The organism is Moritella sp. 24 (assembly GCF_018219155.1).
GTDB lineage: Bacteria > Pseudomonadota > Gammaproteobacteria > Enterobacterales > Moritellaceae > Moritella.
Genome location: NZ_CP056124.1, coordinates 21,226 through 35,811 on the forward strand (window position 1 = coordinate 21,226; position 14,586 = coordinate 35,811).

The window sequence follows — 14,586 nt, forward strand, 5'->3', positions numbered from 1 at the left end:
ATTATCCAACTTTAATATATCAACCATCCTTGGTGTTATATAATTCAGCAACTAAAGATAATTTTTATTTTAGTAAAGAGTCGTATCTTGTCGGGGCTAACACCTGGACTTTCCATCGTTAGTTAAGCGATTTTAAAAATGGGGAACTGAATTGTGACGATAAAAGTAATGTACTGTGACCAATGTGATGAAGACACTGAGCATGATGAATTAGAGGGGTACGATCATACAGATGACGATGATGACGATCTAGATACTTCCGGCCTTATCTCAAAGATGAATGGCGACATCGTTTACACGTACACTTGTCAAAAATGTTTCAACCAATTCGAAGAAATTTAACAAATAGGAAGGTTCGATGAAATTTAAAAACGGTAAAGCTGCAGAAAATGTAAATAACATTGGTCAGCTAATAGCTCTTTTACAACAACTGCCACCTGAGACTGCAATTGAACAAGAAATGTCTAAGAGTGTCGATGTTGTTATCTGCAATCCTCAAGGTTGTAATGCTTATGTGTGTTTCGATGAAGGTTTTTCACGCGTTAATTTAAAATGGGTAACTTTTAATGTTCAAGAAATTTCAGAAAGTACACGTTTACATTCCCGACCAATGCAATAAAAACGCAGTTGTTTTGGAGTGTATTAAGCGTGATTATGGTGTGGTTTATAATGTTCAATTCATAGGCTCAACAGAAACGAAGATTGTCAACGAATCACACTTAACTGAGTCGATTTAATTAGCCTAAAACGATATAGGAAACTGGGGGGGATTATTGGACTTAAATCATGATCTTGTTTGTAAAAAAACAATAGAAATCACTAACAATTTATTGCGAGCAATCAAATTAAGGGATTTTGATTCTATAGAGCATTTTTGGAAAGAATTATTAGATTTTAGAGATACTGTTTCAGCCATTGAAAGTAGCGCCTCTGATAGAACAAGCTACATAGAAGTATTAGATAAATACATTGCTGATATTCGACCCGTTTATGAATCTTGGCACAACAACAGACCATAGGAAACTGTGTTATGGAAGTAAGAGCCGATACAGCAATGAAAATCATCGAGGCAATTCAAGAGCTGGTTCGCAAAGACGAACCTAACGCCTCGGCCAGTCGCACGTTTGATTATGCTGTTGTGGCCATGTCTGCAATGGCTGCAGATATAGCAAGACAACAACCAGATCCAGAGCGACAGCTTGAAATATTCGCGCAATCAATGAAGGGAAACGCTCAGATATTAATGCGTGGTAATTCAACTGAAAAACCTAATTAACTTAATGGTGCTGTGATGTCAAAAATAGTTAGCTATGAGGAATTTTGTCTGCACTACGAACTAGATTCAAGTGTCACCGACAGTCGAACTCAGTACAACGAATACTGTAATAACTTAACTGTATTTAATAATGCTGCTGCAGATAACATAACCAAAAAAGCAATTAAAAAAGCAAGAAATACAAAATAGGACACTATGAGTAATAATTTAAGAGGTTGTGTATCCGAACCGTTAGAAGTGGTTTTAGAGTTGATGGGGGTTAATGAATATACCCCAGAGAAGTTAGTACATTCAATCGTGGAGGATATTGCACTCCTCGCAATGTTGAATGATGACGATGAAATGCTAAATGCTTGTCAGGCTAAAGTCGATATTTTAAGACCTTTAATTACCAATGAAATGGCTTAAATAACACTAAATTAATATAGGAAACTAAATAGATGGAATTAGTAGATAAAGTTTGGAGTGAAGTTTTAGAAAATGAAGGTTCAAAAGAAAAGCTGCTTGAACTTGTTAAGGCCAACCCGCAAGTTATTTACTTATGGAAACAATACGATCCAATTGATAAAAAAGCGTATTTCGATATAAAAATTATTGAGTGCTTAGATGGTGATATTAGGGATGATTCAGAAGATTTAATATCTCATTATCAACCAGTATCGGTGGAAGGTACACCAACAGAGATCGAAACTTTGGCTGATGAACTTGGGGTGTCCCCGATGGATTGGGGAAATGAACCTTTTCAAAATCAAAAGTAGGGAACTAAATTAGACAAAAGTAAATAATCGCAGCTCTTAGTGTTCTTATTTACTTATTGTTTTATCGCTCAAGCTATTCTGCAGGCTCAAGGCCAGTAGCAATTAGCGAGATAAAACAATGGTGATGAATGATGGTACAGAAAAGCCCAAAAAATTAGGCGCTATTGGTAGCGTATTAAAATTGATTGGTGATCAATTCCCTGGTCACAAAGAAAATGAGAACAGTAACACTGCACTGGAAGATTCCCCTCTTGCTGGTGGCGCAGGGTTTAACCATGTAAACGATGATACACATCTAAGTAATGACAGTGGTGATGAATCGCCGCGTGATGTCATTGCTGAAAAGAAAATGCCGATAGATCGCTCGGCAAAGTACGCAATTCTTCAAGGCATGTCACAAGATCCTTCATTGAGCGAGGGCCTTGATATGCACCTTTCTCATGCTTTATCACCAGACCGCCGAACCAATCGTTCATTTAAGTTGGTATCAACAGCGCCCGAACACGATAAGTTAGTCGCAGAACAGAACGCACGCTTAGTACCTAAAATGAATAATGGCTTGGTTGCCTGGGCTAAGGTGATGTGCATTTTTGGTACTAACTATGTTCGCCCGTACTGTAAAGAAGGTGTGGGCATTACCCATTTTCAATCTGATTATTGGACCATGCCTAATTTTGTACGCAAGTATGAAAAATCAGGACTGTTAGCCGGTTACACATCACAGCACATGCGAAAGGAACAAAGCTCCGCCGTCTACTTAGCGCCGCCTTGGTCATTGCTAGAATTAAAGATCCCCTTCTTTCAACCTAACTTTAATATTGAACCGAACAATTATGACGGTAAGTTGTATAGCTTATTTGATGATGTCCACCATCGAACTCCGCTTGAGTCTCAAGATTACGGTACCTCGCTATTAGAGTATTGCTATGAACCGTACTGTGATTTTAAAGAGTCACTAGCATCGCTGTTAGCCAGTCGCCGTAACGCAAGTCGTATTGACCGTTTCATTACCACGCAACTTGATAACTTAGACCCTGTAGCTGCAGTTAACTACATCAATCTACTTTCTCAACAAATGAAGTCGGATATGGAGTACACGGAGTCAAAGCACCGTAAAGCGGGTACCCGCCCTCTAATCAATAACTCAATCATACCGGTGCAAGGTGGTAGCAAGGGCGGCACTACGATAGATACTCAATCTACCGATCCAAACATTCAATATTTAGAAGACATCATATTACACCTAAAACGTATGTGTTCAGCGTTAGGTATTGACCTGTCATTACTGGGTTGGGCTGACACCATGAGTGGTGGCATCGGTGATGGCGGCTTTCTTCAAACCTCAATCCAAGCAGCTCGGCGTGCAACTTGGATACGCCAGGCATGTGAAACGCTAATCAATAACGCTGTAGAGCTCGACTTCTGGTACCGCTATAAAAAAGTGTTACCTGCAGGTCAGGAAAAGCCGTGGCGCGTTCAATTTTACTCACTGAACAATGCAATTGAAGAGCAAGAATCTATTGCGCGAGAAGGTAAGGCTAACTTTGCTACAACGGTCGCTACGCTGGTGGATACGATGATGCAGGGTTCAAGTAATGGCTCTGATACATTGAAACGTGTCTTACTGAGTGATGTGCTCGACATCGATGACGGCACGCTCGATACCATCTTAAAAGAATTAAACGTTACCCCTGCAGAGGGTGACGATCTTATGTCTGAATTTAATAATTTTACAGAAACCGAAAAAGCTCAAATGATATTGAGTAAATTAATGGAGAACGCAGAATGACATACAAAGTATTAAAAGCAGTGAAAGAAACATTCAACATTTTCAACGATGGCCGTAAGTATAATCCAGCACCACAAAAGTTTTTGTTGTCTGCGTTATCTAACGTATTGTCATCGGGTGAAACTATTGAGCGAGTTAACTTACAGGAGGCTATTGGCTACTTTGGTCATGGGTTCCGTGAGTTGACCGGTAAAATTCGCCCTGGTGAAGTTGAAATGATTGAGAAGGGCGGGAAACTAGCGGCTGTTAATATTGTGCCAGCTATCCGCACAAAGTCTGTTGTGGTGGATAGCGCAGGTAATGTGACGCACGAACAAGAGTTTTTAGATACAGTGCCAGGTCGTGCAGCGCTAAGTTGTTACAATTCCGGCGTAGGTGGTTTTTCTTGGGCCATGTCTGGTAGTAACGGCCATAACACTGAGCAGGGTAGTGTTACGCGTAGTTTCAGTGGGTTTGATTACGTTAAACAAGCTAACTTCATACCACTACATCGTCAGACACAATTGTTATCAAGTGTGAACGAGACTGGCCTCGATAGTATGTTGCTTTCATCAATGACCGATAACGGCGTTGATAAAGACCTTGCAAGTGATTTATTAAACCAATTTTCAAGTGGTCCTGCTGATGTTGGAGCTGATGAAATTAATCAATTATTACTTTCTCAGCTGGTGGAGCAAAAGCAACAGCGCGAACAATTGCTGTCAGGTGTTATTGATAACTCAGTGTTTTTTATTAACGATAGCCAGCGTAACGCATTACTTAACTGTAATGGCAGTGATGATGTCGAAATCTTGAATTCGTTATTTAGTGCTATGCAAAATACAGAAACACATCATTTGCCAATCTCACCTAATCAATCAGCGCAAGGGGTGAAAGTTGAACAAGTTGCACAAAATTTGAGTTACACCAGTTTTGAGAATACACCGGTGAAATTCGCATGATCCTACTTTTAGCGTTCTCATTTGTTGCACTTGTTTTTCTTGTCGTTATGTTCGCCACTAAGGACTCAGCACAGAAAAAAGTACCCATTACTTGTCTCGCATTAGCGGCGATTAGTATTTTTTTGGGGATCATACTTTACCCTATATCTGGTTTCTATGAGTTTGAATATGCGGATAAAACAAAGCGAATGGAATTAAAATTAAGAGCGGAATATCTTGATTTTGAAGTGGATAAAGCGAGAGAAATGATTGAAGTTCTCGGTTCTGAAACGCATTACATCGAATATTTAAAGGCTAAATATCAAGCTGTCGATGAATAAAATGCTTTATATTTCATTATAGTTTTGTGAATACAATGAAATAATAAGGGTTAATAACTACACATTTATTTAATGTGGTGTAACCTGTGCAACATACACCAAAGTGGTTAGTATTAATTCTGTGTACCATGCGCTACATAGTTGTTACTGGCTGATTTTAAGCCAGTAACAGGCATCCGTATTTAATTTAAGGGCTAGTCAATTGAGCAAAGAATTCAGAGTAAGTACGATGGAGTTATTAACGCATTATATGATGAATAATGTGTTGGTCGCTGGATTTGAGCAACTTGAAGTGCTTGAGTCATTTTCACTCAGTAATACTGCGCTAGAAGTATCTCCGCTAACAATTCAAGTTTGTGACGAAGGTGAATATAGTGATGAAGAAGAGCTGTTAATGTCTGTTTGTAATGAGGTTACAAATTTTATTAATGCTGACGCAGTGCAGAGTGATGTTAGAGACTCAGTGTTTCATAAAGTCTGCGATGTGGTAAATACCATCATCGCAGATTTAAGGTTGGCTGTTAAAGAAGAATTGAAATTAGTTGAGCGTGATGTGATCACGATTGAGCCTGCATATTAAGCCTCGATAATCTCCTTAATCGCCGCGAGTATTGCGGCTTTCTTACCTTCTTCTACATGTTCAATATCTAAGTTAAAACCATTTTTAGAGGTTTTCACAAAGCAAGTTGACTTACCTTGACTAGCCACGCTAACCCTACGAGCTGGTTTCTCTTTTTTGGGTTTGTATGCAGCCGTAAAGCTTTCAATTTGTTTAAGGAAGGCTGCGTTAAGCTTGTTTGCAGTATTGCCTCCACAGTAATCCTGCAGCTTTTCTAGCGTTAACGTTTTGATGAAATCCCACAGTTTTGATAATGAATTTTTATCTTTACATAGCGTAATAGCATTGTTTGCTTTCGTAACCGAACCGCGCCCGAACACGTTAAGATCTGGTATGTACTCTGTTAGTTCACGCGGTAAGTTATAAGCGGCTAAACACTCGGTTACTGTTGTTGGCGGTATACCTTCTTCTCTTGCTAGCTCATTTCTGCCAGCATAAACACCTTCATCTAGCATTTCTTGATAAATTGCGCCACGCTCAAAGGCTGACAGCTCTTTTTGAACGCTAGCAATACGGGTTAAGTATCGTATGTCTTTAGGAGCTAATTGCTCCTCAGTGACATACATTCTGAAAGTAACTTTATCAAGGATACATGACTTGCGGCGGCGGGAACCATCGAACGCAAGTGCTTTACCTGTTTTTGCATCAAGATAACCAATCGCGGGGAACTGCTGCCCTTTGATTTTTAATGTAGCTAAAATATCACTTAAACTACAGCGGTTAAGGTTATGCTGAAAACGTGCATTGGCCTTTACTACGCCTGTTTCATCTTCGATCTTATCCGCTTTAAATTCGCGTAATACAAAGCTTACCGTTCGTCCGTGATCAAGGGGGAGTGTAATTCTCTCTTTACCGCTTTCTACTTCTTCATTAAAGATGCGTTGGCTCTCCGCTTTGCTTGCATCGCTCATACCTGGTGCTCTTACACCACGCGATGTTCTTGTACTCTGCGTTACAGGCTGCGGGGCTGTCGCTATAACAGGTTCAGCCTGTGCCACCGGCGCTGCATTACTACCAGCATTATTCGTCACAGTTCTTTGTGGTTTATTTTTTTTGTTTTTAGGTCTTCTATTACTCATGTTCTATTTTCCAAATATTGTTTAGACTTTGATTCAATATCTCGCACAATTTGAAGGGTTAGCGTTTGCGCTCGGCGAAATGCTTGTTTGCCACCCAGGGTGTACTCACTTGCTGATAAATCATATATCGTTGAATACTCTTTAGCGCAATGCAGCACGGCATCTGATAAAGGGAAGTCGTAAGGGCTGCAGTGTTCACGATAAGTATCTTTAATTCTCGCAATCATATCAATATGCGCAACTGTCGTACCGGTTGCGGTTGGTTGAATAACGATATTGTCGTAACCAGTGTGACCTTGGCCAGCAAGTAGCGGGTACGTGTTAGCTAAGTGTTCTAGGTATTTTTCAGAGCTATCAATATCATTTTCACTTGGGCGCATTGGAATAATCAGATTATTCGCCGCAAAGTGAGCTGCATACGTTGCTGATGAAAAGTAAGGTGATGTATCGATGATGATAATGTCGTAATCATCCTTAATAGCATCAATGATCTTATTTAAGTCTTTATATGATGAATAAGGTACGCCTTCTTTATTCGCCTCTATGCGTTTTGATTCTACATAGGTTTCGTAATATCTATCTTCTTCTCGGGCGCACAGTATATTTAGATTCGGTAAGTTGGTTTTATATAATGATTTACGGCAAAGGTCCTGGTAAGTCTCGCCCTCACCTAATGAGTAGTTACCCGTTAATAAGTCACCGGCACTAAAGTCATTTTTATTGAAGTTAGGTTTTAGCGCTGCAGTGGCCGTGCCTTGTGGATCGAAATCAAGTACCGCAATTCGCCACTGGTTTAAGCACTCAGTAGAAAGGCCAGTTGCTAGTGTTACAACCATTGTCGTTTTGCCTGAGCCACCTTTCTGTTGAGTGACACACCAGATAACAGGTTCTTTACCCTTTCCTTTTGAATTCGGCGGGTTGAACTTATTGTTAATTTTCTTAACGTCAGACGCACTTATTCTAAATGACTTCGGTGAGTCTTCACGATAGTTGATACCGAGTTCATCGCATATTTCCTTTAATTTACGCGGATGAATTTTAGTGGCAGCGTGCGCCTCATTTGAATTGTAAGTACGCTCGTATTTACCATTCGGGCTATTTTCATCAAGTGATAGCGTCAAGCCTTTATTGTTTTCTGTTGATGCTTTTGCTAGCGCTGCTAGGTTATTTAGCGTTTTCGCTGTTTCAACTGCGTTTTTGATCACGTTATAGGTCCCTTATCTTTAGTTTTGAGTGATAAATTATGATTTAAGAAGATATTAACATTGATTTTTGTTTCTGTCTCCTATAATCTATTGGAACTGGCTAAAACTAAGGACGCAGCGAAATGGAAAATGAAATTAATAAAGCGTTACGTCAATGGTTAATCACCCGCTTTAAAGAAAGCTGGTGGACACCTAATTTTGATCGCATGACCAGCGCTATGATCTCACATTGTAATATTCGTAATTGTGATGATGTAAAGTGCGCGATTGAATCGGGTAAGTTAGAAGAGGTTATTGATATACATCTCAATAAGATGACCGCTTTACTAAAGCATAGTAAGCGCCACTCTCGATTGAACGATGTATGTGAAGACTGATAATGAGATAAATTAAAGGCTCCCACCGCGACCAAACGACAAGGAGCCTAAATCACAATGCTAAAAGGAATAGATTATGACCAGAGAAATACTACACCGTGAATATAAAAATATCCAGCAACGTTACGCTCAACTGCAAACTACTTCTGAACGCCGTGCATTTTGTCGCCAAAATGCTATTAATATTGGCGCGATGAAGGTTTCTGAACTTGGTCGCCTTGTTAACGGTGGGTTATAATGTCGTGGCTAAATCGTGATCATGCACAATCAGTGATGTTATTTACCGTGATGTTCTTAATTTGCATTCAATGGTAGGAATGAAAGAATAGAAGTGCGTTGATTCACTCACTTCTATTGCGTATTACCGGTTATAATATTTAATTGTAATTGTTAGGATAATCAATATTAATTAGGATGTTACTGTGAAAATTGAGTCAGATAAATGTTTAACCGCTTGCCCCGATGACGCTGTAGTATCAAGTGATGTTATTGCACTTGATGGTGTTCTTGCAGTTAGCCCTGGTACTGATGATGTAGTCGATTCTGGTGATGATGTATGTACTGATGAATTCATCGCATTGGATATGACCATACTCACCAAAAACGAACTATCTAAAAAGCTTGGAGTCAGTGTTAGCACTATCTACAGATGGGCCAAACAAGGGATTCTACCCGCGCCCATTCGCCATGAATCCGGCAACAATGCCGGGTGGTTAAAGCAGACCATTAACGATTGGATCGCTAAATCCCAATAATAAAATGATAAAAATCGATAGTGGTAATGAATAAATAATATTTATTGCCCCTAATTGGTTATTTTTTCACGCTCTTTTTGCGTTTCACGAAACGAAATGTATAATGGCTAAATTATTTAAACATCATTGTTAGGATAATAATGAACGTTAATAAAGAAACAGAGGAACAGGCCGAACGCGTTATTCAAACGTTACCTGAGATACCAAGGTGTAAATCTTGTCAGGGGAAAGGCACTACTAGACCAATGTTTCACGATCTTGAGTGTGAAGATTGCAGCGCTACCGGCATCGATATTTCAGACCCTTTAGCGATTATCTTGCAGCAACAAAAATACCTAGCGAAAGCAAAGGGAATCATCGTGTCTCAGCGCAGGACCATATACGGGTTAACAGTGTCACCTGATGAACAACTCGGTCAAGCAATGGATAAATTTTACAGTTCAATCAAGAGAATGGATTAAATTATGAATACAGCACCTCAAATAGCGTTAAGCAATCCTGGCATCGTGTTACCACACGGCGTTCCATTGCCAATTGGCGTTGTCAGCATCAAGAAAGCTATCTTTGATAAAGCAATTGATGTTCCTGCCATGCTGTCCTTGCAGCAATTAATTATTACTGACCTGCAGGGGAATAACTTAGCGTTAAGTAGTAAGTGTTCTAATTTTGATTCTCGATTAACTGAGCTTGCACAGCGTAATGCTGTCCTGCAGTCATGTAACAGCGAACTGAACGATCAAGTTAGCGAGATAAACAACCAGGCTCGGTTAGCTAACTTGAAAAAAGTGAATGAAGATGAAGTTTCGCCTGATGTGGCCTTAGAAAACAAAGTCGCCGAACTTGAATCAGATTTAGTTAAAGTGCAGGTTGATCTTGATGTATCGGTAGCGAACTTAGAGTTGGCAGAAGGTAAGGTGATTACAGCCAACCGTAAAAAGAACAACGCACTAGATAGCCTCTCTACAGCAAACGCTAAAATGGATGTGATACAACGTCAATCTCACCGCGTTCATGTCGAAAATGGAAAGCTGACTACCGAATGTAGTGATTCTGCCTTGGAGTTACTCGCTACTCAAAAAGAATTGTCCTTGCTTAAAATAGAGCACGGTAAATTAGTTGAATCAAGCAAAGGCGAACCACAGCGCCGTGCTAACTTCCTCAAGCTTGAAATGAGCAAGATCAATAGTGGCGGCGCTAATGCAAGCGAACTATCTGAACGATTATCTTCTGTTGAATTGGCGCTGGTGGCCTCAAACAATGAACGTGCTCGACTGCTAAAAGAAAATGATACGTTAATTAATATCACAAATAGCTCTATATCTGATGTTAAGAACGCGATCACTATGAGCAACAATGCTATTGAGCGATACGAGGGCCTAAAGGATACGGTTGTCGAGGGTAGCGTTAAATTAGCCTTTATGTCTGAAACTCTTCTTAAGAATGACGTTAAGATGAATCGATATAGCCACATGAACGGTATTTTACAAAAAATGCCTGCCTATGAGCATGGTGGTTGTTTTCTTTACCTACTTTCAACCGGTACGTCTTGGTTGAAACCGCAATATCGCAATACTGAATATCCTATTTATATGCACCTCGATCAAGATGGTTACGGCCGTATGCTGTTTATCCACGATGGCGAGCTGCTTACCCTAGATGGCAAAGGCATTGATTTTATCGCTGCAGAGCAAGTTGAGCCGATTAAAAAATCAATCATGCGTTTCTCTCGCGTTGAATACACTCGCCGAATGAATCATGGCGCACAGATAGCACTTGAAATGGCCGTGGTATCTGGTGACGCACCAACCTCAAAAGAGCGCTCTGAGTTGCTGTCGGAAGTTGCCGATTACATTAAGAGCAGCGCTCAACCGAAAGAAAAGAGCTTTACTGCAGCACTTGATGTGATCGAGGCAACATGCCGTGATAACCAGAACCGCATTAGCATGATGTTACGTGAAAGCAAGAAGGCTAAAAAGACCAGTAAAGCCAATAAATCTAAGCGCCGTAAGAGTAAGTAATCATGCGAATTTCAACCACTCAATACGCGGCTTACAAAGCGCGTAATTCAACGGCATCAAAAGCAGCGAAGGCAAAGCGAACCACCAAAGCTAAGAAAGTGGTTAGTTTTGCGCTATCAGCTCATGCCAAGGCGCTCGCTAAGTTATTTAAAGATCCATCACTGGGCGTTGGCAAGCAAGAGCACTTTTCCCAGGTGTCACTATTTGATTTTTTCCACGATAACCACGAAGACATATATGACCTATTTTATGCGATCCCTAATAGTGGGAAACGACATATTAAAGTCGCTACTGAAATGAAAGCCGAAGGGCAAAAATCGGGTTATCCAGATATGGGACTCGATGCGGCCAGGGGGATATACCACGGTTTTCGTTGTGAACTAAAAACTGAGGTAGGAACAGCCCAACCAAACCAGGTTGAGTATGCAGAAAAGTTACGTAAGCAAGGTTATTGCGTTGTTTTCTGTTACGGCTTTGATGCGGCTGTTACTGCCATTCTTGAATATTGGAACCTAAGTATAAACGGAGTAATGAGTAAGCATGTCTATAAGCCAGAGAAGATTAGCAAAAAATAAAAGAACTGCATTAACAAATACACAGCGTTCGCAGCGCCGCCGACACTTTATGAAGAACAACGCTATCACTGAGGTTAGAGCTGAAACCAGCGTTGTTGAGAAGGAGTTAATTAAACGAGTGGTTAAAGCTGGTGGGTATGGCGGCGTTTCTGAATTCATCATTATGAAGGCGATTGAAGAAGGTGCGAAAAACGGTATCACACCGGAGTTAATCAACAATGAATCGAAACTTGGGTATGTAGCCCAAGTTAAGACTGAAAAGGTAGTTGAAACCACGAGTTGATTTTCACCCTACGCGCAGGGGCGTATGAGTAAGTCAATTTACATAATCACTGGGCTATATGGTTTAAGCCCACTCGCATAGAGAGCTGAACATGATTAAAAATAAAGAAGTAAACACAAAGCATATTGATAAAGCATCGTTAACATCTTGGACTAAAGAAAGCATTGTTAATGAAGTATTCGCACCGGTACTTAATTTAACTGCAGAGCAATCAATGAACGTGCTTGAAAGTATTGTTGCATGTATCAAAGGTTCACTTGTGATGGAGCATTCAGTATTAATCCCTCGCGCTGGCACGTTAGTCGTTAGCCATAAAAGTGAACGTCCAGGGCGTAACCCAAAAACAGGCGAACCGCATAAAATATCATCGCGTAATGTGGTCACACTGGCTAAAAAAGGTCGCGGTAAAACGTGCCGTATCAATCGCAGTGACATGTTCGCGCTTGTTTACTTAGAGCAGCCTAATGTAGATCAAAAGCAGATAGACCTTGCTGTGAGAGCGTTTTATCAATTGATTGCAGATGTAAAACAGGGTGAGCACCGCATTGAAATTAGAGACTTTGGTAGTTTCACGCCCGTTATATCTGGTGAGCGCATGGGCCGTAATCCCAAAACAGGTGAGAAAGTCATAGTGTCAGAGCGTATGGGGATGCACTTTCAACACTCGCGACAACTTCGCTCGATGGTTAATCAATACATGTAATTTTATTCGCCAGGCCTAATGCCTGGCAATAATACTTTATTTTATTTTAATTTAGTTAGGATTAACCATGAAAAACAAACTTTTAGATTTAAACAACCATTTGTTTGAACAGTTAGAGCGCTTAAATGATGAATCATTAAAAGGTGATCGTTTAAAAGAAGAAATCAACCGAAGTAAAGCGATGGGCGGTGTGGCCACTTGTATTGTTGCAAACGCTACCTTGGCTTTGGAGGCTCAAAAGGCTATCGGTGTGTCGCTCAAAGAAGGCCAGTTACCAGGAATGATTAGCGCCCCTGCCTTGCCCCCAGCTCAATAGGTGGGCGTATGCGATTTAAATATACCAAGCAACAATTAGCGTTCATTAGTGAGCAATATAAAAAAGTTGGCGTTCCTGAGCTAACAGTCGCATTTAACCTTGAATTTAAACTGGAAAAAACCGCACAGCAAATTAAATCAGCCATAAAAAATAACCGTTTTACTTGTGGCCGTAAAACGGGGGCATTGAACAAGGGTAAATACAACTCGGTTACTGACGAGCAAGCCTTGTTTTTGCGAAATGGTTATAAAAGTATGAATTGTAATGATTTAACGGTGGCCTTTAATCGTGAGTTTGAATTAGAGAAAACATTCAGTCAGGTTAGAGCTTTTTTAAGAAACCATAAATGCTTATCCGGTCGAACTGGTCAATTTAATCAGGGGGATGTGAGCTGGAATACTGGCACAAAAGGCGTGATGAAGCCTAACAGTGGGAACTTTAAGAAAGGTGAGCGACCATTGAATTATCGGCCTCTTGGTTCGGAACGCGTCAGTGTTCAAGGTTATGTTGAGGTTAAAACGGCAGAGCCCAGGGTGTGGTCCTTGAAGCAACGCGTTGTTTATGAAAAAGAGTTCGGCCCTATACCAGCAGGTCACAATATTCGCTTTCGTGATGGTGATCGTTTGAATTGTGAAATTGATAATTTGATTTTGGTTGATAACCATGAAAACGCACTATTAAATCGAAAATACAAAGTGAACCATCAACCTTTGGAGTGCAGGGATACGCTTGTTCTACTTGCTCGCATCGATGCCAAGACAGCTGGTTTAGCGGAGTGATAAATGTATGAAATTGCCCAATGTAAAAAAGCCTTGTCGTGACTGCCCTTTCAAAAAGGACACGCTTAAAGGCTGGCTTGGTGCAGAGCGTATGCGCGAGATATTGGCGCAACGTTCCTTTGTTTGTCATAAGAAAACGCACCTTCAATGTGCTGGCCACATGCTAATAAACGAAGATGATAATGATTTTGTAAAGCTAGCTAAAGCAATGGGCCTACCGCTTGAACTAACCGGCAGAGAACTCATTTTTAACACGAAAGAGCAGTGTATATCGCACCACAAATAATTTTAGGAATTACTATGAAACCACCGTATAAAATTAATCAGCTTAAATTATCCACTTCAATCATGTCTGAATTATCTAGGCAGGTACCCAATATGCCGGTTGATTCTGAAATTTTCAATGCGTGCATTAAGGCTGCAGATCTAGTTGTTGCTGAGTGCGCGAGAGAGCGCGTTGAAGTTATGCCTGGTATGAGTATTTCACAATGGTTTGACTGTGATGATACAGGGGCAAGCTCTCGTTACATGGCGTGCAAGATGGACGCGGGTAAAACGCGACTTCCGCTTGAGGGTTACGAGTACCCACATGATAGTGATGATTTTGGTCGGTGCTTGCGTATGGTTCGGGCTTGCGGATTTGAAGATAAGGTAACTCTACTCTATAACGCGGGTCCTGAGTGGCAACGCATCGTTAATCGTTGGGGCCGGTTGGTTAATTTGTATGACACCGCGAACGTCAGTGTTTTTAATGAGTTTCTTCGCTCTTTAATTGAAGATCAGGGCTAAATAT

25 protein-coding genes are annotated in these 14,586 nt (G+C 40.6%); 23 read left to right on the forward strand and 2 right to left on the reverse strand.

The window, feature by feature from the left end:
- Positions 1 to 153 precede the first annotated feature (153 nt).
- The 11 genes from HWV00_RS20875 (at position 154) to HWV00_RS20925 (ending at position 5,664) form a co-directional block, all read left to right on the forward strand.
- Positions 154 to 342, forward strand: a complete 189-nt coding sequence (locus HWV00_RS20875) for a hypothetical protein (protein ID WP_211686943.1) — start codon at positions 154 to 156, stop codon at positions 340 to 342.
- Positions 343 to 358: 16 nt separating this feature from the next.
- On the forward strand, positions 359 to 619 hold the full coding sequence (locus HWV00_RS20880; RefSeq protein ID WP_211686945.1) for a hypothetical protein: 261 nt from the start codon (positions 359 to 361) through the stop codon (positions 617 to 619).
- Between the two features lie 154 nt (positions 620 to 773).
- On the forward strand, positions 774 to 1,019 hold the full coding sequence (locus tag HWV00_RS20885) for a hypothetical protein (protein WP_211686948.1): 246 nt from the start codon (positions 774 to 776) through the stop codon (positions 1,017 to 1,019).
- A gap of 11 nt (positions 1,020 to 1,030) precedes the next feature.
- Positions 1,031 to 1,276: a hypothetical protein gene (locus tag HWV00_RS20890; RefSeq protein ID WP_211686951.1), complete on the forward strand. Its 246-nt coding sequence runs from the start codon at positions 1,031 to 1,033 to the stop codon at positions 1,274 to 1,276.
- Positions 1,277 to 1,291: 15 nt separating this feature from the next.
- A complete protein-coding gene (locus tag HWV00_RS20895) occupies positions 1,292 to 1,465 on the forward strand; it encodes a hypothetical protein (RefSeq protein ID WP_211686953.1) in 174 nt (57 codons plus the stop codon).
- Positions 1,466 to 1,471: 6 nt separating this feature from the next.
- Entirely contained in the window at positions 1,472 to 1,684 is a 213-nt protein-coding gene (locus HWV00_RS20900; protein WP_211686956.1) for a hypothetical protein, read from the forward strand.
- Positions 1,685 to 1,716: 32 nt separating this feature from the next.
- Positions 1,717 to 2,034 carry a hypothetical protein gene (locus HWV00_RS20905; protein WP_211686959.1) on the forward strand — a complete coding sequence of 106 codons (318 nt, stop codon included), beginning with the start codon at positions 1,717 to 1,719 and terminating at the stop codon, positions 2,032 to 2,034.
- A gap of 118 nt (positions 2,035 to 2,152) precedes the next feature.
- A complete protein-coding gene (locus HWV00_RS20910) occupies positions 2,153 to 3,823 on the forward strand; it encodes a hypothetical protein (RefSeq protein ID WP_211686962.1) in 1,671 nt (556 codons plus the stop codon).
- The gene (locus tag HWV00_RS20915; RefSeq protein WP_211686965.1) at positions 3,820 to 4,764 is read left to right on the forward strand and encodes a hypothetical protein; all 945 of its coding nucleotides are present in this window, start codon (positions 3,820 to 3,822) and stop codon (positions 4,762 to 4,764) included. The genes HWV00_RS20910 and HWV00_RS20915 overlap by 4 nt, the downstream gene beginning before the upstream one ends.
- Positions 4,761 to 5,084, forward strand: coding sequence for a hypothetical protein (locus HWV00_RS20920; protein ID WP_211686967.1), 324 nt, complete (start codon positions 4,761 to 4,763; stop codon positions 5,082 to 5,084). Before HWV00_RS20915 ends, HWV00_RS20920 begins: the two co-directional genes overlap by 4 nt.
- A gap of 202 nt (positions 5,085 to 5,286) precedes the next feature.
- Positions 5,287 to 5,664 carry a hypothetical protein gene (locus HWV00_RS20925; RefSeq protein WP_211686969.1) on the forward strand — a complete coding sequence of 126 codons (378 nt, stop codon included), beginning with the start codon at positions 5,287 to 5,289 and terminating at the stop codon, positions 5,662 to 5,664.
- On the opposite strand, the gene HWV00_RS20930 is transcribed toward HWV00_RS20925, so the two are convergent.
- Positions 5,661 to 6,782 (reverse strand): hypothetical protein, encoded by a 1,122-nt coding sequence (locus HWV00_RS20930; RefSeq protein ID WP_211686972.1) that lies wholly within the window; start codon positions 6,780 to 6,782, stop codon positions 5,661 to 5,663. The two genes, HWV00_RS20925 and HWV00_RS20930, sit on opposite strands and share 4 nt — an antisense overlap.
- Positions 6,779 to 7,987: a ParA family protein gene (locus HWV00_RS20935; protein ID WP_211686975.1), complete on the reverse strand. Its 1,209-nt coding sequence runs from the start codon at positions 7,985 to 7,987 to the stop codon at positions 6,779 to 6,781. Before HWV00_RS20935 ends, HWV00_RS20930 begins: the two co-directional genes overlap by 4 nt.
- A 122-nt stretch (positions 7,988 to 8,109) precedes the next feature.
- Between HWV00_RS20935 and HWV00_RS20940 the strand changes: the two genes are divergently transcribed.
- The 12 genes from HWV00_RS20940 (at position 8,110) to HWV00_RS20995 (ending at position 14,582) form a co-directional block, all read left to right on the forward strand.
- On the forward strand, positions 8,110 to 8,364 hold the full coding sequence (locus tag HWV00_RS20940) for a hypothetical protein (protein ID WP_211686977.1): 255 nt from the start codon (positions 8,110 to 8,112) through the stop codon (positions 8,362 to 8,364).
- A 76-nt stretch (positions 8,365 to 8,440) separates the two neighbouring features.
- Positions 8,441 to 8,602, forward strand: coding sequence for a hypothetical protein (locus HWV00_RS20945; RefSeq protein WP_211686981.1), 162 nt, complete (start codon positions 8,441 to 8,443; stop codon positions 8,600 to 8,602).
- A 184-nt stretch (positions 8,603 to 8,786) separates the two neighbouring features.
- Positions 8,787 to 9,119 carry an AlpA family transcriptional regulator gene (locus HWV00_RS20950; protein ID WP_211686983.1) on the forward strand — a complete coding sequence of 111 codons (333 nt, stop codon included), beginning with the start codon at positions 8,787 to 8,789 and terminating at the stop codon, positions 9,117 to 9,119.
- A gap of 140 nt (positions 9,120 to 9,259) precedes the next feature.
- Positions 9,260 to 9,580 (forward strand): hypothetical protein, encoded by a 321-nt coding sequence (locus HWV00_RS20955; protein ID WP_211686986.1) that lies wholly within the window; start codon positions 9,260 to 9,262, stop codon positions 9,578 to 9,580.
- A 3-nt stretch (positions 9,581 to 9,583) separates the two neighbouring features.
- Positions 9,584 to 11,137: a hypothetical protein gene (locus tag HWV00_RS20960; protein WP_211686989.1), complete on the forward strand. Its 1,554-nt coding sequence runs from the start codon at positions 9,584 to 9,586 to the stop codon at positions 11,135 to 11,137.
- A 2-nt stretch (positions 11,138 to 11,139) separates the two neighbouring features.
- A complete protein-coding gene (locus HWV00_RS20965) occupies positions 11,140 to 11,712 on the forward strand; it encodes a hypothetical protein (protein WP_211686994.1) in 573 nt (190 codons plus the stop codon).
- Positions 11,678 to 11,995: a hypothetical protein gene (locus tag HWV00_RS20970; RefSeq protein WP_211686996.1), complete on the forward strand. Its 318-nt coding sequence runs from the start codon at positions 11,678 to 11,680 to the stop codon at positions 11,993 to 11,995. The genes HWV00_RS20965 and HWV00_RS20970 overlap by 35 nt, the downstream gene beginning before the upstream one ends.
- A gap of 91 nt (positions 11,996 to 12,086) precedes the next feature.
- Positions 12,087 to 12,698: an HU family DNA-binding protein gene (locus tag HWV00_RS20975; protein ID WP_211686999.1), complete on the forward strand. Its 612-nt coding sequence runs from the start codon at positions 12,087 to 12,089 to the stop codon at positions 12,696 to 12,698.
- Positions 12,699 to 12,765: 67 nt separating this feature from the next.
- Positions 12,766 to 13,014, forward strand: coding sequence for a hypothetical protein (locus HWV00_RS20980; protein ID WP_211687001.1), 249 nt, complete (start codon positions 12,766 to 12,768; stop codon positions 13,012 to 13,014).
- A gap of 8 nt (positions 13,015 to 13,022) precedes the next feature.
- Positions 13,023 to 13,793 carry an HNH endonuclease signature motif containing protein gene (locus tag HWV00_RS20985; RefSeq protein WP_211687004.1) on the forward strand — a complete coding sequence of 257 codons (771 nt, stop codon included), beginning with the start codon at positions 13,023 to 13,025 and terminating at the stop codon, positions 13,791 to 13,793.
- Between the two features lie 7 nt (positions 13,794 to 13,800).
- Positions 13,801 to 14,079: a DUF6283 family protein gene (locus HWV00_RS20990; RefSeq protein ID WP_211687007.1), complete on the forward strand. Its 279-nt coding sequence runs from the start codon at positions 13,801 to 13,803 to the stop codon at positions 14,077 to 14,079.
- 14 nt (positions 14,080 to 14,093) lie between these two features.
- Positions 14,094 to 14,582, forward strand: coding sequence for a hypothetical protein (locus HWV00_RS20995; protein WP_211687011.1), 489 nt, complete (start codon positions 14,094 to 14,096; stop codon positions 14,580 to 14,582).
- Positions 14,583 to 14,586 lie beyond the last annotated feature (4 nt).